At 36.4% G+C, this 24,864-nt stretch carries 20 protein-coding genes and 2 pseudogenes; 13 read left to right on the top strand and 9 right to left on the bottom strand.

Annotated elements, in window-relative coordinates:
- Window positions 1-42 precede the first annotated feature (42 nt).
- Window positions 43-2,058: a ComEC/Rec2 family competence protein gene (locus M2306_RS12755; RefSeq protein WP_259187674.1), complete on the top strand. Its 2,016-nt coding sequence runs from the start codon at window positions 43-45 to the stop codon at window positions 2,056-2,058.
- A gap of 2 nt (window positions 2,059-2,060) precedes the next feature.
- On the opposite strand, the gene M2306_RS12750 is transcribed toward M2306_RS12755, so the two are convergent.
- The 6 genes and pseudogenes from M2306_RS12750 to M2306_RS12725 form a co-directional block, all read right to left on the bottom strand.
- Window positions 2,061-2,513 (bottom strand): thioredoxin family protein, encoded by a 453-nt coding sequence (locus M2306_RS12750; RefSeq protein WP_115092345.1) that lies wholly within the window; start codon window positions 2,511-2,513, stop codon window positions 2,061-2,063.
- A 17-nt stretch (window positions 2,514-2,530) separates the two neighbouring features.
- Window positions 2,531-4,639, bottom strand: a complete 2,109-nt coding sequence (locus tag M2306_RS12745; protein ID WP_259187675.1) for a peptide MFS transporter — start codon at window positions 4,637-4,639, stop codon at window positions 2,531-2,533.
- Between the two features lie 101 nt (window positions 4,640-4,740).
- Window positions 4,741-6,375 (bottom strand): MFS transporter, encoded by a 1,635-nt coding sequence (locus M2306_RS12740; RefSeq protein WP_115092347.1) that lies wholly within the window; start codon window positions 6,373-6,375, stop codon window positions 4,741-4,743.
- 151 nt (window positions 6,376-6,526) lie between these two features.
- Window positions 6,527-8,053: a peptide MFS transporter gene (locus M2306_RS12735; protein ID WP_115092348.1), complete on the bottom strand. Its 1,527-nt coding sequence runs from the start codon at window positions 8,051-8,053 to the stop codon at window positions 6,527-6,529.
- 38 nt (window positions 8,054-8,091) lie between these two features.
- Complete coding sequence (locus M2306_RS12730; RefSeq protein ID WP_259187676.1) at window positions 8,092-9,864, bottom strand: peptide MFS transporter; 1,773 nt, start codon at window positions 9,862-9,864, stop codon at window positions 8,092-8,094.
- A gap of 68 nt (window positions 9,865-9,932) precedes the next feature.
- Window positions 9,933-12,099 (bottom strand): annotated as a pseudogene (locus M2306_RS12725) (S9 family peptidase).
- A 407-nt stretch (window positions 12,100-12,506) separates the two neighbouring features.
- On the opposite strand from M2306_RS12725, the gene M2306_RS12720 reads away from it, so the two are divergent.
- The 5 genes from M2306_RS12720 to M2306_RS12700 all read left to right on the top strand — a co-directional run bounded on the left by M2306_RS12720 (window position 12,507) and on the right by M2306_RS12700 (window position 17,031).
- Entirely contained in the window at window positions 12,507-13,823 is a 1,317-nt protein-coding gene (locus tag M2306_RS12720) for a hydroxymethylglutaryl-CoA reductase, degradative (protein ID WP_259187678.1), read from the top strand.
- A gap of 5 nt (window positions 13,824-13,828) precedes the next feature.
- Window positions 13,829-14,740: a GYDIA family GHMP kinase gene (locus M2306_RS12715; protein WP_259187679.1), complete on the top strand. Its 912-nt coding sequence runs from the start codon at window positions 13,829-13,831 to the stop codon at window positions 14,738-14,740.
- Window positions 14,741-15,161: 421 nt separating this feature from the next.
- On the top strand, window positions 15,162-15,890 hold the full coding sequence (locus tag M2306_RS12710) for a YqjF family protein (RefSeq protein WP_259187680.1): 729 nt from the start codon (window positions 15,162-15,164) through the stop codon (window positions 15,888-15,890).
- A 10-nt stretch (window positions 15,891-15,900) separates the two neighbouring features.
- Window positions 15,901-16,317 carry a lipocalin family protein gene (locus M2306_RS12705; protein ID WP_259187681.1) on the top strand — a complete coding sequence of 139 codons (417 nt, stop codon included), beginning with the start codon at window positions 15,901-15,903 and terminating at the stop codon, window positions 16,315-16,317.
- Between the two features lie 24 nt (window positions 16,318-16,341).
- A complete protein-coding gene (locus M2306_RS12700; RefSeq protein WP_259187682.1) occupies window positions 16,342-17,031 on the top strand; it encodes a carboxypeptidase-like regulatory domain-containing protein in 690 nt (229 codons plus the stop codon).
- Here the strand turns inward: M2306_RS12700 and M2306_RS12695 are convergent.
- Together M2306_RS12695 and M2306_RS12690 are read right to left on the bottom strand one after the other, a co-directional pair.
- Window positions 17,020-17,424 carry a hypothetical protein gene (locus M2306_RS12695; RefSeq protein ID WP_259187683.1) on the bottom strand — a complete coding sequence of 135 codons (405 nt, stop codon included), beginning with the start codon at window positions 17,422-17,424 and terminating at the stop codon, window positions 17,020-17,022. The genes M2306_RS12700 and M2306_RS12695 overlap by 12 nt on opposite strands.
- A complete protein-coding gene (locus tag M2306_RS12690) occupies window positions 17,424-17,999 on the bottom strand; it encodes a hypothetical protein (protein ID WP_259187684.1) in 576 nt (191 codons plus the stop codon). The genes M2306_RS12695 and M2306_RS12690 overlap by 1 nt, the downstream gene beginning before the upstream one ends.
- 120 nt (window positions 18,000-18,119) lie before the next feature.
- On the opposite strand from M2306_RS12690, the pseudogene M2306_RS12685 reads away from it, so the two are divergent.
- Both M2306_RS12685 and M2306_RS12680 read left to right on the top strand, forming a co-directional pair.
- A pseudogene (locus M2306_RS12685) lies at window positions 18,120-19,335 on the top strand (BaiN/RdsA family NAD(P)/FAD-dependent oxidoreductase).
- A gap of 9 nt (window positions 19,336-19,344) precedes the next feature.
- The gene (locus M2306_RS12680) at window positions 19,345-19,830 is read left to right on the top strand and encodes a PH domain-containing protein (RefSeq protein WP_115092360.1); all 486 of its coding nucleotides are present in this window, start codon (window positions 19,345-19,347) and stop codon (window positions 19,828-19,830) included.
- Window positions 19,831-20,027: 197 nt separating this feature from the next.
- Here M2306_RS12680 and M2306_RS12675 read toward each other — a convergent pair whose 3' ends face one another.
- A complete protein-coding gene (locus M2306_RS12675) occupies window positions 20,028-20,648 on the bottom strand; it encodes a hypothetical protein (protein WP_259187686.1) in 621 nt (206 codons plus the stop codon).
- Between the two features lie 218 nt (window positions 20,649-20,866).
- Here M2306_RS12675 and M2306_RS12670 point away from each other — a divergent pair, with 218 nt between their 5' ends.
- Genes M2306_RS12670 through M2306_RS12650 form a run of 5 tightly spaced genes read left to right on the top strand, consistent with a single transcriptional unit; the run spans window position 20,867 to window position 24,830 of the window.
- Window positions 20,867-21,958 (top strand): diphosphomevalonate decarboxylase, encoded by a 1,092-nt coding sequence (locus M2306_RS12670; RefSeq protein WP_259187687.1) that lies wholly within the window; start codon window positions 20,867-20,869, stop codon window positions 21,956-21,958.
- A 54-nt stretch (window positions 21,959-22,012) separates the two neighbouring features.
- A complete protein-coding gene (locus M2306_RS12665) occupies window positions 22,013-22,411 on the top strand; it encodes a hypothetical protein (protein WP_002989576.1) in 399 nt (132 codons plus the stop codon).
- 30 nt (window positions 22,412-22,441) lie between these two features.
- Window positions 22,442-23,035 (top strand): penicillin-binding protein activator LpoB, encoded by a 594-nt coding sequence (locus M2306_RS12660; RefSeq protein WP_036462937.1) that lies wholly within the window; start codon window positions 22,442-22,444, stop codon window positions 23,033-23,035.
- A gap of 11 nt (window positions 23,036-23,046) precedes the next feature.
- Window positions 23,047-24,471, top strand: a complete 1,425-nt coding sequence (locus tag M2306_RS12655) for a COG3014 family protein (RefSeq protein ID WP_259187688.1) — start codon at window positions 23,047-23,049, stop codon at window positions 24,469-24,471.
- 5 nt (window positions 24,472-24,476) lie between these two features.
- Entirely contained in the window at window positions 24,477-24,830 is a 354-nt protein-coding gene (locus M2306_RS12650) for a cysteine-rich CWC family protein (RefSeq protein ID WP_115092364.1), read from the top strand.
- The last annotated feature ends 34 nt before the right edge of the window (window positions 24,831-24,864 follow it).

Here is a 24,864-nt window from a genome sequence, read left to right as displayed (position 1 = left end):
GGATTTAATTTAAATTGGAGAGAATTTTGATGTACTCAGAGTATGAGCCCATTAAAATTCTCTTTTTTGTTTTATGCTACTGCGGTAGCGTTTGGTATTCTGGCTAAAGATGCATGTAATCTGATGGCTATGAGTCTTCTTTTTGTTGTGCTACTTGGATTACTGGCTGTTGGTGCCTATAGTAAGAAAAATTGGCTTTTTCATCCTGTTGTCTTCTACCTAACAGGGATTGTCTTTTATTTGTTGTGTTTTATCTTAGGCTTTCTAGTTGTGCATTATGCGGATTGGAAGGACAATCAAGCTAGTTATATTCCGAACGTAACGGATCAGCAATTATATGCTGTGCAGTATCGCATCGTCGAAAAACAAAAGACGAAAGGACAAGCGATGCGTTATGTTGTTGTGATTGAAGAAGTAGAAGGGAAGCAAACAGAAGGGAAGCAAACAGAAGGACAAGCGTTGTTGATGTCTGTGGATAGTTTGGCTCAAATAGGGGATAGATTTACTGCTATTGGTTCTTTTCAATCGTTTCCGACTGTAGGAAATCTGGGGCAGTTTGATTATCAGGCGTATATGAAAAGAAAGCATATAGGAAAACAGCTAAAGACTAAAACTTCGATTTATATTGGGTCAACTGAAGGCGTATATGCCTGGTTGATGCAAGGTCGAGCTGCGTTCCAACAGCAAATCGATCAAAACGAACAATTGTCCAGTCAGAGCAAAGCCTTGTTGAGTAGTTTGTTGTTGGGAAACCGAAATCAGATGGATGAACAAACCGTTGCTTCTTTTCAGCGGTTGGGGTTGATGCATATTTTAGCTATTTCAGGATTACATATTGGCGTGATTACTGTATTTTTATCTAAAATCACCTCTTTTTTGCGAACCAGCTATCGCCATTGTATACTCTTGGTGCTCTTGTGGATTTTTGTTTTTCTAGCTGGTTTTTCTCCTTCTGTTTTCCGTACCGTTTTTATGTTTACCCTCCTGATTCTGGCTCAATCGTTTAAGAGAAAGCAACCGACTAAGGAAAGTATTGGTTTGGCTTTTTTTCTTAGTTTGTTGTTTGAACCCTATTGGCTTTTTGATTTGGGATTTCAGTTGAGCTATTTGGCTGTTCTCAGTATTGTATGGTTGATGCCTTTGTTTAAAAAGGGATATACACAATCGAATATCGTCAATTATTTTTTAGGTATAGTCTATGTTTCGTTGATTGCTCAGCTTTGTGTATTGCCTCTTCAACTGTACTATTTTAATTCATTTTCTTGGACTTTTTTAGGCAGTAATCTCGTTGTCATTCCCTTAATTACAGTTGTGTTAGTGGGCGGATTTTGCTTTTTGAGTATGGGGTGGATGTCTACCTCCATTGCTGAATTTTTGGGATGGATGTTGGAGCAAGTGATACAGTTTACTTTTACGGTGCTTCAGGGGTTGAATGAGATTAATCTTTCAGTTATCTCGTTCTATCTTACTAAGGAAGCAATGATGGCTATGTGTATGGTGGGAGTTGGAATAGGAGTGGTGTTGTATAAACCTCGCATCAAGCAAATGGCTTATCTTGGGATAGTAGCCATGGTTGTTCAAATTAGCTGTTTTCACTTTGCGGATCAAAAGGCAAATAAAGATGAATTTATTATTGCTGCAATACATGGCAAAGAGCCGTTGTTTCTACATTATACCCAACAGCAATTGCAGGTATTTGGAGAAGTAGAACAAACAAAAGGAGTTGTGGAAGGATATAGCAAGCACTACGTACCTAAGGAAGTGGCCAAAAAACCTCGTCAGCATCTGTTTCAAATAGATGCGAATCACAAGTTGTTGGTGCTTTCCAAAGAGATGCTCTATTATCAATTTCAATTGCATTTTGAGCTGATTTACTTCAGTGAGCCCATCCAAGTGAACATTGATCGCGTTTTGGCCTTACATCAGCCCCAAATGGTTATTATCGGTCGTGCTATGAGTTTCTGGTATCGAGATAAGGTAATACAGAGTTGCCTAAAAAGAAATATCCCTTTTCACGATATACGCGAAAAGGGATATTGGTCTTCTCAATTTCTTTGAGATTATATTTTACTCAACAACTGAACAGGTGTATGATAACCAACAATCGATTGATCTAAGTTTCCTTTCTTATCCAAGATAACCATTGTTGGATAACCAGGTACACGTAAGAATAAAGTTAATTCATGCGTTGCATTTCTTCCTTTTCTACTCGCGTCATAGTTCGGGTTGCTGTATTTCTTACCATTATAGGTAACCGTTTCATTTCCTTCAGCATTAAATTTTACAGCATAGTAATTTTTCGTTACATACTCTGCAAATTTTGCATCACTGAATGTGTTGCTATCTAACATTTTACATGGGCCACACCAATCTGTGTAAACATCCATAAAAATAGGTTTCGGATCTTTCTTTTGTGCAGCTAAAGCTTCATTTAATGACATCCACTTGATTTCTTGTGCTTGTGTTGTGAATCCAACCAAAATCAAGGCAAATAAGAATACGATTTTTTTCATTGTAATTAGGTTTGTTTTTATTTAACACCATGCATTAGACGTTTCATAACTGGATTTAGTGCAATTACTAAAATACCCGCAACAATTGGAACAATGGTAAAGATTAAGAAAAACCCAGATAAAGAGTATTTTTCTGTAATATTTTCAATTTGTCCCCCTAATTTAGCTGCTAAGTTATTACCAATTGCAATAGCCAAATACCACATACCAAACATAAAGGCAATCATTCTCGCAGGAACAAGCTTAGAAACATAAGAAAGCCCCACTGGTGAAGAGAATAATTCTCCTAAGGTATGAAATAAATAGGCAAAAACAAGCCACATCATCGAAACTCTATTTCCTTCTGTAATTCCATGTGCTCCATACGCTAACACACCAAATCCAAGTGCCATAATGATTAATCCTAATCCATACTTAATTGAAGCAGGTGGATTGTATTTTGAATCCCATAGCTTAGAAACCAAAGAAGCAAAAGCAATAATAAAGAAGGAGTTTAAGATAGAGAACCACGAAGCCGTAATCTCCACTTGGTTGTCTTTAATTTCTTTAACCTCTGCCTGAACAATATGTGGAGTTTTATCTTTCGCTCCATATTCTGCCACTAACTTAGTCTCTATTTCTTCTGTTAGGATATGATAGGTACCTAACTCTTCGTAAATCTTGATAGTAGAACCAATTTCATATTCCCCTCTATTAGAAATAATCGTGTTTTTTTCTACGATTTTATCTCCGTCTTTCGCTTGAAAAGCAGTTGAGATAGCTTGATAATGATACGTTTGATTTTTGTTCTCATCGTATTTTGGTGTACCATCTGCATTTAGCACAGGTGTTTCCACTGTTTGGAAGTGTACTTGGTAGGCGTGTGAAGACCAATCTCGGTCTAACATCCAAACCACAGCACCCCAAACACCTAAAAAGGTAAGTCCTAAGATAATATTGGAAATCAATGCTTTTTTATACGTTCGTTTCGCTAAGATGATCAATACCCATGAAATTAAAGCCAATGGAATAATCGTCAATAGCGTATTGAATATTTTGAATAGCAGAGCCGTATCACCAGAAAGTACACGTTGTGTATTATCACGAGCGAAAATAACCAAAGAGGTTGCTCCTTGTTCAAAACTCATCCAGAAAAAGATAGTAAAGAAAGCAAAGATGATTACTGCAATCATACGGTGACGCACTATTTTTGCGTAACGAGCAATACGCCAAATCACTAAGAGTAAGAACACAATTAATCCGAAAGCAATTCCAACGGTAGAACCGTCTTGCCCTAGAATTGTTTCAGGGAATAAGTTAATACCACCAACAATTCGGAATACATCGTCAAAGGCGTACATTAACCCGATAACGGTTGTAATCGCAATTAAGATATAATCAACAGTTGTAAAAGGATTGCGTTTTAGCGAATCTTTTTCTTCTGCTGTCATATTGGTTGTATCTACCACTTCTTCTTTCTCGCTTCTCGCTTCTTTAGAAGGTACCTCTCCAATATTTCCGAAAATAGGTTTTGCCAACCAGAATTGTAAGGTTCCCAACAACATGAAGATTCCTGCTAATCCGAATCCCCAATGCCATCCAACGCGTTCTCCTAAGTAACCACAAAGCATCATCCCAAAGAATGCACCCGCATTTACTCCCATGTAGAAGATGGTGTAAGCACCGTCTTTTTTCTCAGGAAAGGATTTGTACATCTCAGATAAAATCGAAGTCATGTTCGGTTTAAAGAATCCTGTTCCAATAACCAAACACGCCAATCCAATATACATAAAGGTTTCGCCTTCTAAGGCCATAGCTGCGTGTCCTAAGGTCATAATCAAAGAACCAATAACGACAGCCCAGCGATAACCAATGTATTTATCTGCTAGGATACCTCCAAAAATAGGAGTGATGTACAATAGCATGGCATATGTAGCAAACAAGGCTCCCGCATCTTCAACGCTCCAACCCCAACCGGTGTTGATTCCTATCACGGACATGGTTAAGAATTGAATCAATAAAACCCTCATTCCATAGAAAGAGAATCGTTCCCACATTTCAGTGAAAAACAAAACAAATAAACCGGCCGGATGTCCAAGTACCTTGGTGTCAAAAAAGTTCGGCTGCGTACTCGAGCTTGTCTGCATAAATAGTCGTTTTTTAAATTGGTTGAGAAAGATAGCTATTTTTATTTAGTTTAAAAGGCTATTTTTTTTGTTCTCAATAATTTTAATATAAAAACAATCCATTATTTCTTGTTTTCGATCGGTTTAATCACCAATCTGTCATAGATCATTAAGGTAACAACTGAAAATACACCAATAGCAACAATCACATACCAAATTTTGTTTGGATTGTAGGTAGCCCACAACATATCAACCATTTCCCAATGCGACATCCCTAGCTTTTGTTCTGCTAAAGCAAAGTATTCATTTTTAGAAAAAGGGAAGTGTACTTGGCTAATGTCAATACTCTTAGATATAGCAAAGTCTTTAAAAGATTGTATTACAGTAGGCCAATCTACAGATTCAGCTTTAAGATTAAATTGCTTTTCAAAAGCATTTATCGACATGTTTAGCGTTTTGGCTCCTTGTTCTATAAATTGTTCATGGCTGATTACTTCAGGCATTGGAACATTGCGTGTTGCCATCTCCGTTTTTAATAGAGATAACTTATCAGACCACGACTGGTATAAGTTTCCTGAGATGTAATCCGTAACAAAGTAACTCGCTGCCACAGGTAAGAAGTAAGTCCCTTGGTACAAACCATCTTTTCCTTTAGGCGTGATTAATGAAATGAACGAAGATACTGTTGGACTTGACATCATCTCTCCAATAGAGAAGATCATGGTACCTAAAATAGTGAAAAGCGGATTGTTGGTATAGAAGGTTAATCCAACTCCAATACTTGCAATAATAGCTCCGCGGATTACGGCATTGATATGACGCATTTTAGTTACGAAATAGGAAATAGTTACCTGACAGATGATAATCATAAATGAGTCAATATTAGTAAACCATTCTGGTTTTACCTGACCATCTTGCGTTAGTAATGTTCCTAAGAAAGGGATATGTTCATTGATCCATTCACTTAATACCGCCGAGTTAACCCAGTCTTCGATGAAGTTTGGTAGTGTATTGAACAATTGATTAAACATGGTCCAAAACCCAATCATTAACAACAAAAGGATACCTAAACGGACGTCTTTTAAAGCTTCAAAGATACCTAGTATAGAATCTTTAATGGCTTTTACGATAGAGTCTTTCGGTTTTTCTACTTTTGATTCTTTATAGAAAAACAATACAACAATTAAATTGATAGCGATTACCACAGCCGCTTGGATGAAGATGATGTTCCAACCATAGGTAGTGCGCAATCCCGAAGACATCGCTGGTCCGATAAAACCTCCGATGTTTACCATCATATAAAAGATACCGAAACCTAAGGTACCCGTAGATTCATCGGTGTTACTTGCAATAATGGCTGATGCTACCGGTTTAAAGAAAGCTGCTCCTACCGCAACTAATAAAAAGGCGGCATAGACATTGGAGAATGCAGTTACTTCCCCTAAAAGGTAATAACCAGCAATCATGATAACAAAGGAAATAATCAATGAAATTTTATAACCGATACGGTCAGCGATAACACCAAAAAATAAAGGTAAGAAGTATAAGATACCTACTACACCTCCCATGATACTTCCTTTTTGTACGTGGTCAAAACCAAGACCACCTGTGTCTGTTGATCCGACTAAGTAAAGCCCTAAAAGGGTATAGATACCATACCATGCCCAACGTTCCATAAGTTCCATGAAGCTGGCGATCCAGAAGTTTTTATTGAACGATTTTAAAGTCTGTCCAAAGGTTTTATTATTTTGTGACATGCGTATAAAAGATTGTTAAAATTAAGGAGCGTAATTTAATTCCTATATTCTATATAGCAATGGATTCCGTGTTAAAAAAAACGCTCTAAAAAAGAAAAAGCGGCTAATTAGCCGCTTTTTCTTGATAGGATAGAAAAGAAGTGTTGTATAATTACTTCACCTCTTGCATTAATTTTTTCATTACTGGAGAGAAAGCAATTAAAATTACCCCTGCAATTACAGCGTATAATCCTAATTCTTTATATCCGTCTGTATACGTAATTAATAAATCATAGTTTGTTGGATTTTCAACTTCTTGTGTAGACATAGAAGCCCCAATAATACCGGCAACATATTGACCATATGCACTAGCTAAGAACCACATTCCCATCATCATCCCTTGAAGGTTTGCTGTAGAAAGTTTAGTCATGATGGATAATCCAATTGGCGATAAACACAATTCCCCTAACGTGATGATTAATAAAGCAAAGGTAAAGAAGTCTAAAGACGTCATACCTGCAGCATCAGCAAAGAATCTAGTCCCGAATAAAGCGTAGAAACCTGCTCCTAATAAGATAAATCCGATACCGAATTTCATAACTGTATTAGGTTCAATTTTCTTTTTCGCCATCCAGATCCACAATAAACCTAAGATTGGAGCAATAAAGATGATGAAGAAAGCTCCCCCAGAGTTATTCACTCCGTTCGGATCTAAATGCATCCCCAATAACTCTGAATTTAAGTTTTGTGCAGCAAAGATGCTCAATGATCCTCCTGCTTGTTCGTAAATCGCAAAGAATAAAATAGAGAAGAAAATAAACACTAAAGCTGCAATAATTTTCTTGCGTTCAGCGCTCGTTAAATTTCTCATCTCATAGAATAAGTAAATCAACGCTAATGGTCCAACGGTGTACATGAAGTACGCTGTATATTCTGTATTGTCAATCATGAATACAATAACAGGAACCATAGCAAAAGTTAAGATGTAAGTTCCAACTTCTTTCCATAAAGGCATTTTAGTTTGCTCCCCATTTGCATTTGTTTGCATCGGTTGAAGTCCAATAGGTCCTAAATGTCTCTTTGTAAAGATGAAGTTGATTAAACTCACACACATTACAAATGCTGCTAATCCGAAAGCTACATTCCAACGATGAGCTTCATCAATAGTATCAGCAAAAAGTTGACCTTTACCAATAGCGATACACAAATATCCTCCTAGTAAAGCTCCTAAGTTAATCCCTGCATAAAATAACGAGAAACCAGCATCAGTACGGTTATCTCCTTTTTTATACAATTTACCTACCATAGTTGAAATGTTTGGTTTAAAGAAACCTGTTCCAATAACGGTAAAGGCAATACCTGTAAAGAAGTAAGCATGCGGGTCAATCGCAAGAATCAAACTTCCTAAAATCATCATTGAGCCACCCCAAAAAAGAGACTTTCGAAAACCTAAAATTTTATCTGCAAAGATTCCTCCTAAGAAGGTAAAAGCATAAACGAACGCTTGAGTAGCTCCGTATTGTAAGTTTGCCTTACCATGTTCGAAATCCAAGTGGTGTATCATAAAGAATACCAACATTCCTCTCATTCCATAGAACGAAAAACGTTCCCACATTTCGGAGAAGAATAAGCTCCAGATCTGTTTAGGGTATTTTCCCTCGAAATTCTGAATCTCTTCTATTGTTTGTGTTTGACTCATTGTATATAGTTTTTATTTATTGTGCAATGCACGGTGGGTTAACGAACACCGTGCATTAGTTTTTTCAATAATGGATTTACTAACATCACCAATACTGCAGCTGCAGCAGGGATTAAAGTAAATAAGAAGAAGAAGTGACTCAATGAATATTCTTCTTTGATATTTTCAATTTGACCTCCTAGGATGGCTGCAAATTTCTGTGCAATAGCCAAAGCTAAGTACCACATACCAAACATAAAAGCTAGCATTTTTCCAGGTACTAATTTCGACACATAAGACAATCCTACTGGTGAAATAAATAATTCCCCTAAAGTATGGAATAAGTAAGTTAAAACTAAAAATATCATCGACATTTTTACGCCATCACCTAATCCCATTGATCCCAATCCTAAAATTAAGAATCCAACAGCCACTAATAACAAACCAATACCGTATTTGAATGCAGCAGGTGGATTGTATTTAGAATCCCATAGTTTCGATACAGATGATGCTAAAGCAATGATGAAGAATGAGTTCAAAATAGAGAACCAAGAAACGGTGATTTCCGATACTTCTTTTGAAAATTCTGCATTTAACATATAAATAGCCATCGCCCAAATTCCAGCGAAACAAATGAATAAGATAACATTAGATAAGGCAATTTTTTTCCAAGTTGCTTTAGCTAATAGAATCAATACCCATGAAATAATCAACAATGGAATAATGGTTAAACAGGTATTGACGATGTTGAATATCGTCAAGGCTGTACCCTCTAAAGTACGATCTACATAATCTCTAGCAACTAATACTAATGAAGTAGCTCCTTGTTCAAAACTCATGAAGAAGAACATCAAGAAGAAAGCCAATAAGATAACCGCAAACATACGGTCTCTAATTACTTTTCCATAACGTAGAATACGTGATATTACTAAGTATAAGAAAGAAACTAAAGCTAAGATTGCCATTAAGTTTTGTCCACGTAAGAATGGAGTATCTAAGAAGGCAAAAAGATCTAATACGTTGTTTTTTGATAATGGGTCATTAAACGCATACAGTAATCCAACGATAGATACGATAGCGATTAAGATGTAATCTACAAGGGTATAAGGATTTTTTGTTTCCTCTTCTTCTTTGATTTCCTCCGCTGTTTTCTCTTTCGTTACGTCAACTTTTTTCAATTCCCCTAAATCGCCAAATAGCGGTTTAGCTAACCAGAATTGAATCGTTCCCAATAACATGAAGATACCCGCTAATCCAAATCCATAGTGCCATCCTTTTGTTTCTGCTAAGTAACCACAAAGCATCATTCCGAAGAACGCACCTGAGTTTACTCCCATATAGAAAATAGTATACGCTCCATCTTTCTTTTCAGGAAGTGCTTTATACATTTCTCCTAACATTGAAGGCATATTTGGTTTAAAGAAACCTGTACCAATAACTAAACAAGCCAATCCGACGAAGAACCAGATCTTAGAGATTCCCTCTGCTGCCATAGAAGCGTGACCTACAGTCATAATAATCGCTCCAACGATTACAGCCCAACGAGAACCAATGTATTTATCGGCGATAACTCCCCCTAAAATTGGAGTTAAATAAAGAAGCATAGCATAAGTACCGTATAAGGCTCCGGCTTGCTCTGCTGACCAACCCCAACCTGAAAACTCACTGCCAAAAAGCACTTGAGCGGTTAAGAATTGAATCAATAAGACTCTCATTCCGTAGAAAGAGAAACGTTCCCACATCTCCGTGAAGAAAAGAACGAAAAGACCTGCTGGATGCCCTAAGACATTAGACTTAAAAAGGTCCGATTTAGTAGCTGTTTCTGCTGCCATTTACGTTAAGTTTAATATAGTTTGTTTTAAAGTTTAAACTATAGTTTTATAGTTGATCGTTAATAGTGTTATAGGTTGTTTAAGATGAAATTCGTCATCTTCGTATACAGTTGTAAGCGTGTGTTTCCTCCGTAGATCCCGTGGTTTTTATCTGGATAAATTAACCAATCGAAATCTTTGTTGTGTTGCACCAATGTTTCAATCATGGCCATGGCATTTTGAACGTGTACGTTGTCATCTGCACTTCCATGAACAAGTAAATAACGACCTTTCAATTGGTTGGCAAAGAAATACGGCGAGTTTGTCATCATAACCAGAAGGATTCTCCTGTGGTGTTTTCATGTAGCGCTCTGTATAGATTGAATCGTAAAATCTCCAGTTGATTACTGGTGCTACAGCAATAGCCATTTTGAAAACGTCGTTGCCTTTTAACAAGCAATTCGTTGACATAAAACCTCCATAGCTCCATCCCCAGATACCAATTCGATTTGCATCGACATAGTTTTGTTTTGCTAGATATTTAGCCGCTTCAATTTGATCCTCAACTTCGTATTTTCCTAGTTCATACTGTGTTGTTTTCTTAAATGCAGCACCTCTAAATCCAGTACCTCTTCCGTCAACGGTTACAACGATGTATCCTTTTTGCGTTAACATGGCATGCCAATAGTCGTTCGAATCCAACCATTTGTCTGCTACTTGTTGTGATCCAGGACCACTGTATTGATACATGAATACCGGATACGTTTTCGATGCATCGAAATCAGCTGGCTTCATAATCCAAGCATTTAATAATACCCCATCGACAGTTGGAATTTGAGTAAATTCTTTCTGTGGCAATTGGTAGGCTTGTAATTTTTGCTCTAAAGCGGTATTGTTCAAAATTTCTTTTACTACTTTACCCGTTTTACTTTGTTGTAAGGTGTAAAGTGGGGCTGTTGTAGTAGAAGAATAAGTGTTGATAAACAAATCAAAATCAGGACTAAAAATTGCAGTATTCGTTCCTAATTGATTGGATAATAGCTTTTTGTTTTTTCCATTTAAATCAATTGAGTAGATATCTCGGTAAATCGATCCTCTTTCAACCGATTGGAAAAATAATTTCTTGTTTTTTAAATCAATACCGTAGTAATCTGTAACTTCCCAGTTCCCTTTGGTAATTTGATTTAATAGTTTTCCTTCTTTGTTGTAGTGGTATAAATGGTTATTACCATCTCGTTCACTTAGCCAAATAAAGTCGTTATTGTCTAAAAAAGAAAGCGTATGTACATCGACATAAGCGTTGTCCTTTTCGTTAAGAATTAGCTTTTTCGTTAAAGTAGAACCGTCGACAAAAAATACTTTTAAATCGTTTTGATGTCTATTGATTACTTGTACACTTAAGTGTTTAGCATCATTTGTCCACTTAATTCTAGGAATGTAAAAATTAGAAAATTCAGATAAATCTACACGTTTGTTTGTTGCCTTATCTACGTCATAGATGTATAAAGCTACTTCCGCATTTTTTTCTCCGGCTTTAGGATATTTGAATTTATCTTGTGTTGGATACAAGCCATTGCCATAGACATCCATTGAATATTCAGGCACTTCTGTTTCATCAAACTTCACATAAGCCAGTTGATTACTTGCTTTGTTCCAATCAAACATGCGTACTACGCTAAATTCTTCCTCGTATACCCAATCTGAAATACCGTTGATGATATGATTTTTCGCTCCATCTTGAGTCAATTGCGTCGTTTGTTGTGTCGCAATGGTATAAACATACAAGTTGTTTTGGTAGGCATAGGCAATCTTAGTTCCATCCGGTGAGAATAAAGGCTCCATGATTGGATGATTGGCTATTTTAGTCGTTTGATTCGTCTTGGGATTAAATAAGTAGTAATCCGCTAAAAAAGAACGACGAAAGATTGGGGTAGTATTCGTTCCAATTAGAATTTGTTCCTCTTTTGCATCAAAAACATAACTTTCAATCGATTCAATTTCCGGAAAGTGTTCATTGCTAAATACAGTTTTGGCTTTTTCTAAAGTGGCAAAGTTGTATAAGTTGATGACTTGATGTTGCTTAGCGATGCGCTCAATACGCGCGTATTGATTCGTGGTATTTAGCGTATTAACCGCTTGCATGGCCTCCGTTTTAAAGGTGCCATCCCAAATTTCTGATAGCTCGATCTTCTTTTGTGCAAGACCAATTTGCGTGGCAATCACACAAATCAGAGAGGTGATTTTAATGTATTTCATTATCTAATTAGTCGAAAAAACTTCCAATTTTACTGAAAAAATATGATTTATGCCAATTTTATTTGAGATTAAACAATAAAAACTTAAAATTATTGACGCGATATTGGTAGTGAAAATCATAATACCTTGAACAAATCGTATCTAATTTCTGCTATTTGCATTTTTTACTCCCTCATGTTTAGAGTATTCTTGCATCATGAATAATTTGAAGAAGAAAGGGGATTGAAGACAGCAAAATGAATATTAGAGCGTGTAAAATAGAGCGGAGAAATGCAGGGCAAGGAAATGAAAATGGAGTTAAATCGTAAATAAATATTTCCTTGCTCTCTTTCCATTCACCCTTTTCTATGAACTCCTTTCCAATAACCCAATAGAATCTCCTATCTTTGTGATTAAAATATTTAATCATGATAGGGAGTATAAATGGGTTTTCGAAACTAAACAAAGAAGAGAAAATCAATTGGATAGCAAAAACATATTTAAACAACCAAGAAGCGGTCGTAGATTTAATCAAGCAATATTGGAATTCAGATGAAGAGTTACAAAAATTGCACGATGAATTTATAGAAAATACGATTACGAATTTTTATTTGCCTCTTGGTGTAGCTCCTAACTTCCTGATTAATGATACTTGGTATACCATTCCGATGGTAATTGAAGAGAGTTCTGTTGTAGCCGCAGCATCCAAAGCTGCTAAGTTTTGGGCGGACCGAGGCGGATTTAAAGCTTCAATTCTAAACACCGAAAAAATTGGACAGGTTCACTTTATTTATAAAGGAGAAAAGCAAAAATTAGAACAATTCATCCAATCGATACAAGGTGTTTTCTTAACGGATACCTTTTCAATTACGCAAAATATGCAGAAACGCGGAGGAGGAATCCTTTCTGTAACCTTGCGCGATAAAACAGATGCTATTCCAAACTATTACCAATTGCATGTTACTTTTGAAACGAAAGATAGCATGGGGGCGAATTTTATCAATTCGTGTTTGGAGCAAATGGCAACTACATTGAAACGTGAGGCTTTGCAATATGCTGCATTCACTGAAGATGAAAAAGCAATTGATGTCGTGATGAGTATTTTGTCAAACTACGTACCAAATTGTGTAGTGCGTGCTGAAGTATCTTGTCCAGTTGAAGAATTAAAATCAAGTGAGATTCAAGATCCAGTGCTTTTTGCAGAGAAATTTGTACAAGCGGTACGCATTGCTGAAATTGAACCATTTCGAGCGGTTACGCACAATAAAGGAGTGATGAATGGAGTAGATGCGGTAGTTTTAGCAACTGGAAATGACTTTAGAGCGATTGAGGCGGGAGTACATGCTTATGCGTCTAGAAATGGACAATACAGCAGTTTATCTCATGCTTCAATTGAAGCGGGTATCTTTAGATTTTGGATTGATTTACCATTAGCCGTAGGAACAGTAGGTGGATTAACTTCTTTGCACCCAATGGTGAAAATTGCCTTGCAAATGCTGCAAAAACCTTCAGCAACACAATTGATGCAAATCATCGCAGTTGCTGGATTAGCGCAGAATTTTGCTGCTGTGAAATCCCTGACAACAACGGGAATTCAGCAAGGACATATGAAGATGCACTTAATGAATATCCTAAATCAATTCAAAGCAACAGATGAAGAACGTGTAAAAGTAGTGACGCATTTTGAAAAAAATGTAGTGTCACATAGTGCAGTTGTAGAATTGTTAGAAACGCTGAGAAAGTAATTTCGATGGAGTTTTATAGTCATGGAAAATTGTTGGTATCTGGGGAGTATGTGGTCCTTGATGGAGCGGTTGCTTTCGCATTGCCCACAGCAATGGGACAATTCTTACAGGTAACAGTAATTGAAGAGCCTATATTGTACTGGACCAGCTATGATGTAGATGGACAAGTTTGGATGCAAGAACAAGTAGCAATTGAACAAGTAGTAAATGGAACTGATAGACAAGAATCTTCTTACCTTCAAACTTTAATTGACGTTTTACGTGCAGCACATCGACAAAATCCAAACGTACTGACACAGCAAGGAGGATTTCGAGTTGAAAGTAAACTAACTTTTCCACGTCTATGGGGATTGGGAACATCATCGACTTGGATCAATAACGTGGCACAGTGGTTCGGAATTAATCCATACCAATTACTACAAGAATCATTCGGAGGAAGTGGATATGACATTGCTTGTGCACAATTTAAAAGTGCACTGTTGTATCAACGAACGTCGCCAATTCAACCTAAAGTTGATTTAGTAGAGTTTCAACCTACTTTTGCTCAACATATTTACTTTGTCTACCTGAATCAAAAACAAAGTAGCAAAGAGGCAATTGCTGCATATAGAACGAAGAAAGGAGAGATTGTGGAACAAATACAACGGATTACGGCTATTAGCCAGCTGTTGGTGACTGCAAACACAAGAGAGGAGTTTCAAGCGTTAATGACGGAACATGAATCGATTCTCAGTACTATTTTAGGTATTCCACCAATTCAACAACAATTGTTTGCTGATTTTGATGGAGCAATTAAAAGCTTAGGTGCTTGGGGAGGTGATTTTATTATGGCGGTTGCCGAAAATGATCCAACAAACTATTTCCAAGAGAAAGGATATGCTACGGTACTGCCTTACACAGAAATGATAGCGATATAAATAGAAAAATAAAAAAACTCGAAGCTCAACTTCGGGTTTTTTTGTGTTTTTTAGCCTCAATGGCAAGATTTCTCAATACAAAATGCGAGAAACCTATTGTAATCCAATCCTTTTGCTAAGGATATTAAATGAGATGTTTCATTTGGTCAACAGATTAATTGATTTTTGATTGTTTCGCTAGGTATTATTGAAAAATAAGGGTTTGCCTCGCTAGTAGAGGGAAGTTTTAGTGGAATTTAGTATATTTATAATGTTTTAATTCGTTGATAACTCTTTTAGTTTCCGAATGTGTTCAATTGTATAGTAATAGCTTTTGGTATGAGCAATATAGGAAGAAGCTATTGAGAAAAAGGCATCTTATTCAGGTGCCTTTTTAGTGTTTGTTACTTTGGTTTTCAGTATCTTTAAATAAAAAGAAGAAATGAAGAAGATCAAAGACATTATGGCAGATACTGCACATAGGCCTTGGGCATTACCCTCCGGATCGTGGAGCTATTATCAAGAGTGGAATCGATTGCTCTTCATGCACTTTGAAGTTCCCTTTGATGTTTTACGAGCTTTGGTACCTACCGCATTAGAACTAGATGAATTTGATGGAAAATACTACATCTCAGTGGTTCCTTTTACCATGGAGAAGATTCGCCCTCGGTTTTTACCTGCTGTTGGTTTTATTTCCAATTTTGATGAAATCAATGTACGTACTTATGTAAAAAAAGAAGGAAAAGCTGGCGTTTACTTTTTGAATATTGAAGGTGGAAAATCGCTTTCCGTTTTTGTTTCCAAGCAACTATCGGGATTACCCTATGAAAAAGCAACCATGAAACGCAAAGAGAAGGTATATGCCTCTTCAAATGAAAAAAAGAAATTTCAATTAGAAGTAAAATACACGATCGGAGAAAAAGTACAACAGAAGACTCCACTGCAAGTATGGTTAACGGAACGCTATTGTTTGTATGTTTACGTCAACCATAATTTGTATCACTATCAAATTCACCATGAAGTTTGGCAATTGAAAGAAATAACGTTTGATCAACTGAAAGTAGATTATCAACTCGCGGGGATTCACTTGACGGAAAACCAGGTAATCGCTCCTAATTATTCGGATGGAATTAAAGTGGTCGCCTGGAGTAAAGAAAAAATAAACGAATAAATAAAAGGCAATGAAGAATTTTAGTTTATTTTTCTTACTGTTGATAGGAGGTGCTGTATATGCGCAAGGTATTGAGGGAATATGGAGAACGGATGAGCTCTTAACTTATCGCGTGAAAGAGCAATACGTCATGACTTTTGTAAATAGAAATGATGAAACAGTGGAAGTGGCTCTATATGGCAATTTCATTGTGTTTAAGGATGATGGTACTTTCACAAGTAACTATGCAGCGCCTTGTGGAAATGATTGTTTTACTTCTAGTGAAGGTGTTTTTACATATAAAGGACAAGACCAAGTAGTGCTTACTTTACATCAAGTGGAACAAAGTGGTACTTGTTCCTCTTCTCGTGTTGAAACGGTTGAATTAGGAGTATATGACATTCAAAGAGAAAAAGATTACTTACTTTTAAGCAAGCATAAAAAATAAGGCTTTATTTATAGACTATCCTGTATGGCAAAATATACCATCAATATCCCTAAACCTTGTTCTGAAGATTGGAATCAGATGACGCCTTTAGAAAAAGGAAGACATTGTGCAGTTTGCGAAAAGACTATCTTAGACTTTTCTAACTATACAAAACAAGAATTGATTCAGCACATCAAACAAGAAGGAAAGATTTGTGGACGAGTTCCTGCAAAATATTTAGATATTGAGTTGAATGAATCAACAGCGAATCGTGGAATTGGTCTGCGTGGTCTTGTTGCGGCTACAATTAATTTACTGGTTTTGACCACAGCTGCGAATACACAAGCACAAGTTAAAAATTCAGTAGAACAAAGTGAGCAACAAAAGGGGAATAGTAGTGATAATATTGAAGTAACAGTTCTTCCAACACAACCGTTGAAACGCATAGTAACAGGGCAAATTGTCGATGAGGAGGGATTAGGATTACCTGGTGCAGCTGTTTATATTGAAGGGACAGAATATAAGACGAGTTCTGATTTTAATGGTTTTTTTAAGCTAGAGCTTTCTTTGGATTTTGATGTATCAAAGAATGTGATTTTGCAATATATTGGTTTTGAAGATCAATTACTGAACGTGGAGAGACTCTTAGCTTCAAAAAATGAAGTAATTATTATGAAAGAATTTGCTCTTGGGGAGGTTATTGTCAAAAAGAAAAAAAAATGGTTATTCTTTTAAACGCGCTATTTTAGCTTCTCTTTCCCAATTATAGGTTTGCGTGGTTTCATTGATTAGTTGATACAACGATAGTGCTAAGTTTTGATATGCTTGACTTTTGATTGTATCTAAAGCTACTGTTCTTTCGGCAAGGTTAACTAGTAAATCAGCTAAGAGCTCTTGATTCGTTGAGTCAAAAGAGGTGTGTCGGGCAAAATAATCTTGCAGATCAACGGAAGACTTCAATAGGAGTAGAGCTTCAAGATCTATAGCTGTTTGTGCTTTCAACTGGGAAGAAAAATCGTCAACGGTTTGCTCATGAAGAGGATCTTCCAAAGGCAATGAATTGAAAAAGGCCCTTAAAGTAAGAGCCGTTTGTTGTATAAGTCGTAAAATAGTATCTCGTGTTTCCATTAACGTACAGGTCGTAGCGTATTGCTAAACGTTACTTTGAAAGGATTGTCTTTGCTGCTGTTCTTCATCACATAAATAAACTTAAACATCTTAGCATGATCACTTTCAATTAGCACTTCGCTATTGGTATAAGTGTCCATAATCGTAAAATCATCCGTGTTGTCTACGCGAATCGATTTCGCAATTCCATTGGATAAATCACTCATGGTCATTCCTTTGAAGAATGTCTTACTGCTGTTTTTAACAACAATATTCTCTCCTTTGAACCCTTGGGTTAAAATAACAACGCTGTATTTATCTCCAGTTGCTTGCATCCCCTGTAAATACGATTCTTTGGTCTTGTCGGTTACAGAACGGAAATCGTCTCTTACTTGAGCATAGGAAGGCAAATCGATGACGTCTTTGGCTTCGGGTAATCTGTTTTCTTCTTTGATCTCTTCTAAGCGCTCCTCAATAGATAAATCTTTGGAAGAGTTGGAACTACTGCTGCTGTTGTTATTTGTACTACTTCCAGGTGGAACAGATTTACACATGGCAAATAAAACAATCAGGAATAAAAAAGGCAATTTTTTCATAATCTTAATTTTACAATGATAAGGATGCGATTGTAAGTAAGTATCTTTGTGGGTGTAAAGATAATTGTTTCATGTAAAATAAAAAAAAGGATCTTTACTTAATGGTTAAATACAGAAGGTATGTATTATGATGTTATACTTGTAGGAGGGGGCGCAGCGGGTTTTTTTTACGGCAATTAATCTTGCAGAACGCCAACCTAGTTTGCGTATCGCTATTCTAGAACGCGGAAAAGAGGTACTCTCTAAAGTGAAAATATCGGGTGGTGGACGTTGCAATGTTACCCATGCTTGTTTTATTCCCAATGAATTAGTGCAGTTTTATCCTCGAGGGGCTAAAGAATTATTAGGGCCTTTTCATCAATTTTGCAGTGGAGATACGATTGAGTGGTTTGAGCGCCGCGGCGTTGAATTGAAAATTGAAGAGGATGGGCGAATGTTTCCGACAACGGATTCTTCACAGACGATTATCGATTGTTTTACTAAAGCAACTGCACAATATAAAATTGATGTCTTACAAGGCATTAGTGTGCAAGGAGTATATCAAAGTGAAAAAGGGTGGAAGCTGGATACGACAAAAGAAAGTATGACGTGCGCGCAATTGGTGTTCACCACAGGGAGTAATCCGAAAATATGGCAAATGATGGGGGAGTTAGGACACCGTTTGGTTGAGCCTGTACCGTCTTTGTTTACCTTTAATATCAAAGATAAACGCATTCAAGATTTAATGGGGGTTTCTACAGAAGCATCTATTAAAGTAAAAGGAACAAAGTTAGAAGCTACCGGACCTTTGCTAATTACCCATTGGGGAATGAGCGGACCTGGTATTTTGCGTTTATCGGCTTGGGGTGCTCGAATCTTAGCTGAGAAAAATTACCAGTTTCACATTGTAGTCAATTGGCTGCCAACGGTAGATCGAGAAGATTTATTGGAACAATTGAAAGACTTCAAACATGAACATGCCAAGAAAATGGTAATGAAAAGAGGATTGTTTGATTTTCCAACACGTCTGTGGGAACGATTGGTGCAAGCAGCACAAATTGATGTAACACAAACTTGGGCGGATGTCAATAACAAGCAAATGCAAGCCCTTATGCTTCAATTGCAAGAAGGAGAGTTTCAAGTGAATGGAAAAAGTACATTCAAAGAGGAGTTTGTAACAGCTGGTGGAATTGATCTACGCGATGTCAATTTTAAAACTATGGAAAGCAAAATCAATGCAGATTTATATTTTGCAGGTGAAATTCTCAATATTGATGCAATTACAGGTGGATTTAATTTTCAAAATGCTTGGACAACTGGTTTCTTAGCGGCTCAAGCAATTGCCTCAAAATTTTAAAAGAACAACATGAAATTCAACTATTATAATACAAGTAGTAGTGTACTACTCTTGATTCTGTGTTTAGGTCCTTTCTTATCCATTGGAATTTTTTTCCTCTTGGTTGCTTCGGGCATCGTTAAATTTGTTGCGGTCCTGCTATTCTTCTTGTTTTTTGTTTTTTTATATAAAGTGCTCTTTATGAAAGTGACGATTGACGAAAAAGGAGTAAGCTATAAAAGTTTGTTTAAAGAGAAATTTTTACCCTGGTCAGAGATTAAAGATGTTTTAATTGTTGTCCGAGAGCGTCGTTCTATCCCTGATTATTATAAACTAGAAGAATGGATGCAAGCGGGACGCTCAGGAAAAAGTTACTTTTTACTGTTCCGAACATCAACCGAATTCCCTGCAAATCCGATGTTTATGTTTAGTGCTCCGATTGATGAGGACTATATCAGTGTGCAGTGTAGAAAGGAAGTAATTGAAAAAATTAATCAATATTATTACCGTTCTTAATCTTATCTTAAATAAAAGATAATTGGTGATAACATTGTTGATAAGTTTATTTTGTTTTGGTAGTGTATGCAAGTATTTTGCGTTCCTTTGGCAAACACACAACGAATAAATTAGACTACTTCAAGTATGATTTAAAGATGTATGTAATTTTGTAAGTGCTAATAGAAATATGGAAGGTATCCCCTTCCATATTTTTTTTATTCTTTCGTAAAAGGCTGATAAGCCACAGCTAATGAACGTTGATAAGCTTTAATAAATCGCGTAATCACCGTTAAGGTTGATAAACCTACAAGTGTTTTCAAATACCAATTCTCAAAGGGAATAAAGATGAAAATTAAAACAAGTGCACTAATTGTAGCGTACATTCGAATGTTGTAATTTCTAGTCTTAATAGGGTGCTTGTACAGTAACATAAAAACAAACAAGACAATAATTGTACTACCTAGTAGAAATAAAAATTCTCTCGAATTGGAATTGGTGAAAATAGAGTAACCAATGGCAATAATACCGGAAAGCGAAGCTAAGATCCAGTTGGTGTAATCCCAAAGGTTAATAGGATTGCTTGCGCGCAGTTGGACGGCTAAATTTTCTGTTAGTTGTACAGTTAGTTGTTTGGCTTCTTTGATTTCTGCGAGAGAAATGTGCTGTAAGGTATGCCCATCTGTAATAAACAGATCTGGGGTGTGATCATCTAAAGCTATACTAGACGAAGTGGTGCAATCTAGCTCTTTGATCAAATTCGTCCCTGAATAAATGGAAATGGATTGGATCCCCTTCAATTTATTTTCAGTGGTCGTTGTAAGGTGTAATTTAACCATGTTTTTGTGAGTTTGTGGGTTCGGTGTAGAGCGAATATAATATATGTTTATATAATATCCAATATTGAACTATTTTTTTTGCAATAAATACATAAAAACTGTACGGATAGTGTAATAAAAAATGTGAAAGATTTGGTTATAAGTAGTTTTAAGGGATATGGAGAAGAAAACTCGGTATGTGATAAAAAGGTGGTATTTTTGTCAAAATTTTGAAAGGAATGACAAGCGCAACTGATTTTATTTTCGATGCAACTGCAACAAAAGGACAACTAGCAGCACAAGGAACTTTTACCTGGAGTGCTCCAAGTAATATTGCTCTAGTGAAATATTGGGGGAAAAAAGAACACCAGATTCCCGCAAACCCATCATTGAGTTTTACATTGAGTAACTGCAAGACAATTACCACATTAGAATTTAAAAAGAAAGAAAGTAAAGGCATTACTTTCGATTTGTTATTTGAGGGGCAACCCAAAGAAGATTTCAAACCGAAAATTCAAAAATTCTTTGAGCGTATTTTATCCTATTGCCCGTATATTGAAAATTATCACTTCACTATCGATACTACAAATACATTTCCTCATAGTTCTGGAATTGCATCTTCTGCTTCCGGAATGGCTGCCTTGTCGATGAATATCATGTCGTTGGAACAAGTATTAAACCCTGCCATGACACAAGATTATTTCTTGAAAAAAGCTTCTTTTTTAGCGCGTTTAGGTTCTGGAAGTGCTTGTAGAAGTATTGCTGGAGAAATTGTCGTTTGGGGCGAGCAAGCAGAGGTGGCAGGTAGTTCTGATTTATTTGGTATTGAAGCGCCTTTTGATGTGCATGCTAATTTTAAAAATTACCAAGATGTTATCTTGTTAGTGGATAAGGGAGAGAAACAAGTATCAAGTACGGTTGGACATGACCTAATGCACAACCACCCTTTTGCAAAGGAGCGTTTTAATCAAGCGCATCAAAACTTGAGTCAATTGAAAAACATCCTCCAAACGGGAGATTTGAAACAATTTGTGGCTTTGGTAGAAAGTGAAGCCTTGACTTTACACGCGATGATGATGACATCAATGCCTTATTTTATTTTGATGAAACCCAATACACTTCAAATTATTGAGCAAATTTGGGCCTTTCGCGCTAAAACAGAAATTCCCGTTTGTTTTACGTTAGATGCAGGAGCGAATGTACACGTCCTTTTTCCAGAAAGCAATAAAGAGATTGTCCTTGCGTTTATACGTGAGGAATTAAGCAAATTCTGTCAGAATGAACATTTTATTGAAGATAAAATGGGATCAGGCGCTTTATTAATTAAATAAAAAGCGCTATATTTACCTTAGAAAAAATAGTGTTTAATTTTTAAAATTCAAGCTATGAAAAATGTTATAAAGTTATTCGGACTCGTGATATGTAGCTTGTTAACATATCAAGTTAGCGCACAAACTCCTATTTTTGATCAGAATCCCAACTATCGTGTAAGTATGGAAAAATACATGATGCAAAAGGATTCACTTTTAGTAAATTTAGGGGAAACTGTACAAGATACTTATAAAGCGTACGATTGGTATGAAGCCAAGCAAGAACGAAAAGCGCTAAAAAGACAATACCGCCACGAAGAACGTATGGCTCGTGCAAAATACGGCCGTAGTTATTATTCGGATTATGGCTATAATTACAATTCAGGGTACAACGGTTATTATAGAAACTATAGCAACTGGAATTGGTCTCCTCGTATTGGTTTTAGAACTGGTAATTGGTGGTTCTCTATTTAATGGAAAAAATTAATGAATAATAAAAAAAGTATGCAAATTAAGAAGATAGCATTAGCTGCAATTTTAGCAGCATCAGGTTTATTTATCACATCATGTGGTCGTCAAGTTACACGTGTTAGCACAGAAGAAACAATCGACTTAAGTGGTAGATGGAATAACTCAGATTCAAGAGAAGTTGCACAACAAATGACAAGACAAGTATTAGATGGTGCTTGGATTGGTAATTTTCAAGATGACAACGACAATAAAAAACCGGTAGTTATCGTCGGAATGGTTTACAACAAAAGCCATGAGCATATTGACGCTGAAACTTTCGTAAAAGACGTAGAGCAATCATTCATCCAATCTGGACGTGTTCGTTTGGTACAAGGTGGTAAAAAACGCGATGAGTTAAGAGGAGAAAGAGCAGATCAACAAACAAATGCTTCTGCTTCTTCAATGAAACAGTTTGGACTAGAACAAGGAGCAGATTTCATGTTGCAAGGTTCAATCAACTCAATCGTTGATTCACACAAAAAGAAAAAAGTGGTTTACTATCAAGTTAATTTGGAATTAACGAATCTTCAAACAAATGAAGTTGTTTGGATCGGTGATAAAAAAATAGCGAAATACGTAAAAAACTAAACTTATAATTGATGGTTTTCAATCGAACCATATCTTCAATATCAAAAACATTAGTGCCATTGGCGCTAATGTTTTTCGTATTTGGATGCGCCACTTATCACGATCGCATTACGGATTACTACCAGCGTATGACTCAACAAGACTACGTAGGAGCCGATAATGCATTGGATAAGAATAAACTACTGCAAAAAACAAGAAACTTACTCCTATTCTATATGGAAAAGGGGCGAGTGGAACACCTCAAAGGGAACTATGCCTTGAGTAATCAATACTTAAATAAGGCGGATCTTTTAATTGAAGATCAAGTGACAAAAGTTGGGGATGTTATGGTAGGACTTTTCTTGAACTCCATGTCTCAAAGTTACAAAGGAGAGGAATTTGAGATCTTCATGATTCACTACTATAAAGCATTAAACTATTTATACCTAGGACAATCCCAAGAAGCTTTAGTAGAAGCGCGTCGTATTTCCCTTCAGAACTATGAACAAGGAGATAAATACAACAACAAGACTACGCGTTATTCAAAAGATGCCTTTGCTCTAAATTTACAAGGACTTATTTACGAATCTACCGGAAATTACAACGATGCTTTTATTGCGTATAGAAATGCTGTAGAAGTGTATCAAAGTGCAACAGGTGGTTTGTATTATGGGGTAAGTATTCCTGAAAACCTAAAGTATGATGTCATGAATATGGCAAATAAGCTGGGTTTTACCAGTGATTTGAAAAGATTTGAGAAGGAATTTTCAATGCCTTTTAAACCATATCAAACGGCTGAAGGAGGAGAGTTAGTCGTCTTCTGGGAAAATGGGGTTGCACCAATTAAAGAGGAAGAGAATATTGTCTTTTCGTTAATTAAAGGAGATAGTGGAGCTTTAGTTTTTACCAATGCCTTAGGGGTTATGATTCCGTTGGATTTTGGTATTGCGGGTAATACGAACTTAAGTGATGTTCACAGTGTGAATATTGCCTTTCCTAAGTACATTAGCATTCCAGTGCCTTACGCAAAAGCGCAAGTGCAAGTCAATGGTTCAGCAACTTTTGTTTTAGAAAAAGTGCAAGATATAGATGTTGTTGCAGTTTCTACTTTAAAAGAAAGAGCAGGAAAAGAGTTAGGAAAAATATTAACGCGATTGGCTGTAAAAAAAGCGGCAGAATACGCTGTTAAATCTACAGCTAGATCCAATGATAATAATGCAGTACTAGAAGGTGTGGGCTTGGGATTACAGCTGTATAATTTGTTTTCAGAAAAAGCAGATACACGTAACTGGCAAACCCTACCTGCTGAAATCAGATATGCTCGTGTACCTTTGACAAAAGGAAAGAATCAATTGAGCTTGGAGTTGCAAAGACCACAAGGTGAAATTGTAAAACAACAAGTCGAAATTGAGGCAACAGGAAACATGAAGTTCTACAATTTTGCTACCATGAAGTAGAAATTATGACGAAGAATAAAGTGTGTACGCACTGTAAAACTCCTATTGATTGTCAACCGGAAGCGATTGATCAATGTGCTTGTTCTCAAGTTGAGGTTAGCTCGGCTACTCGAAACTTCTTGCGAAGCTCCTTTCACAAGTGCTTATGTCCAAGTTGCCTGGAAAAAATGGAACAGTTGGTACAAGAAGGACATGCGAATGAGTTTCCACGGACAAGAAGTGAAATGGTAGAAGGAAAACATTATTACATGGAAAATGGCTATTTTGTTTTTACTGAATTGTACCACTTTTTGAAAGGACAATGCTGTCAAAATGGATGCAGACATTGCGTGTATGGTTTTAAGAACCGTTACTTATAGAAAAAAATAAAACAAAATCACCTAAGCGTGAATA

Source organism: Myroides gitamensis (assembly GCF_029894455.1).
Lineage (GTDB): Bacteria > Bacteroidota > Bacteroidia > Flavobacteriales > Flavobacteriaceae > Flavobacterium > Flavobacterium odoratum.
This window is presented reverse-complemented; position numbering and strand designations above follow the sequence as displayed.

What these genes read in the sequence shown, in the direction of transcription:
- M2306_RS12730 (WP_259187676.1), bottom strand. Translation starts at nt 9,864, where the DNA reads ATGGCAGCAGAAACAGCTACTAAATCGGACCTTTTTAAGTCTAATGTC.
- M2306_RS12680 (WP_115092360.1), top strand. Translation starts at nt 19,345, where the DNA reads ATGAAATTCAACTATTATAATACAAGTAGTAGTGTACTACTCTTGATT.
- M2306_RS12700 (WP_259187682.1), top strand. Translation starts at nt 16,342, where the DNA reads ATGGCAAAATATACCATCAATATCCCTAAACCTTGTTCTGAAGATTGG.
- M2306_RS12660 (WP_036462937.1), top strand. Translation starts at nt 22,442, where the DNA reads ATGCAAATTAAGAAGATAGCATTAGCTGCAATTTTAGCAGCATCAGGT.
- M2306_RS12695 (WP_259187683.1), bottom strand. Translation starts at nt 17,424, where the DNA reads ATGGAAACACGAGATACTATTTTACGACTTATACAACAAACGGCTCTT.
- M2306_RS12670 (WP_259187687.1), top strand. Translation starts at nt 20,867, where the DNA reads ATGACAAGCGCAACTGATTTTATTTTCGATGCAACTGCAACAAAAGGA.
- M2306_RS12720 (WP_259187678.1), top strand. Translation starts at nt 12,507, where the DNA reads ATGATAGGGAGTATAAATGGGTTTTCGAAACTAAACAAAGAAGAGAAA.
- M2306_RS12715 (WP_259187679.1), top strand. Translation starts at nt 13,829, where the DNA reads ATGGAGTTTTATAGTCATGGAAAATTGTTGGTATCTGGGGAGTATGTG.
- M2306_RS12665 (WP_002989576.1), top strand. Translation starts at nt 22,013, where the DNA reads ATGAAAAATGTTATAAAGTTATTCGGACTCGTGATATGTAGCTTGTTA.
- M2306_RS12745 (WP_259187675.1), bottom strand. Translation starts at nt 4,639, where the DNA reads ATGCAGACAAGCTCGAGTACGCAGCCGAACTTTTTTGACACCAAGGTA.
- M2306_RS12740 (WP_115092347.1), bottom strand. Translation starts at nt 6,375, where the DNA reads ATGTCACAAAATAATAAAACCTTTGGACAGACTTTAAAATCGTTCAAT.
- M2306_RS12650 (WP_115092364.1), top strand. Translation starts at nt 24,477, where the DNA reads ATGACGAAGAATAAAGTGTGTACGCACTGTAAAACTCCTATTGATTGT.
- M2306_RS12735 (WP_115092348.1), bottom strand. Translation starts at nt 8,053, where the DNA reads ATGAGTCAAACACAAACAATAGAAGAGATTCAGAATTTCGAGGGAAAA.
- M2306_RS12750 (WP_115092345.1), bottom strand. Translation starts at nt 2,513, where the DNA reads ATGAAAAAAATCGTATTCTTATTTGCCTTGATTTTGGTTGGATTCACA.
- M2306_RS12655 (WP_259187688.1), top strand. Translation starts at nt 23,047, where the DNA reads ATGGTTTTCAATCGAACCATATCTTCAATATCAAAAACATTAGTGCCA.
- M2306_RS12675 (WP_259187686.1), bottom strand. Translation starts at nt 20,648, where the DNA reads ATGGTTAAATTACACCTTACAACGACCACTGAAAATAAATTGAAGGGG.
- M2306_RS12705 (WP_259187681.1), top strand. Translation starts at nt 15,901, where the DNA reads ATGAAGAATTTTAGTTTATTTTTCTTACTGTTGATAGGAGGTGCTGTA.
- M2306_RS12755 (WP_259187674.1), top strand. Translation starts at nt 43, where the DNA reads ATGAGCCCATTAAAATTCTCTTTTTTGTTTTATGCTACTGCGGTAGCG.
- M2306_RS12710 (WP_259187680.1), top strand. Translation starts at nt 15,162, where the DNA reads ATGAAGAAGATCAAAGACATTATGGCAGATACTGCACATAGGCCTTGG.
- M2306_RS12690 (WP_259187684.1), bottom strand. Translation starts at nt 17,999, where the DNA reads ATGAAAAAATTGCCTTTTTTATTCCTGATTGTTTTATTTGCCATGTGT.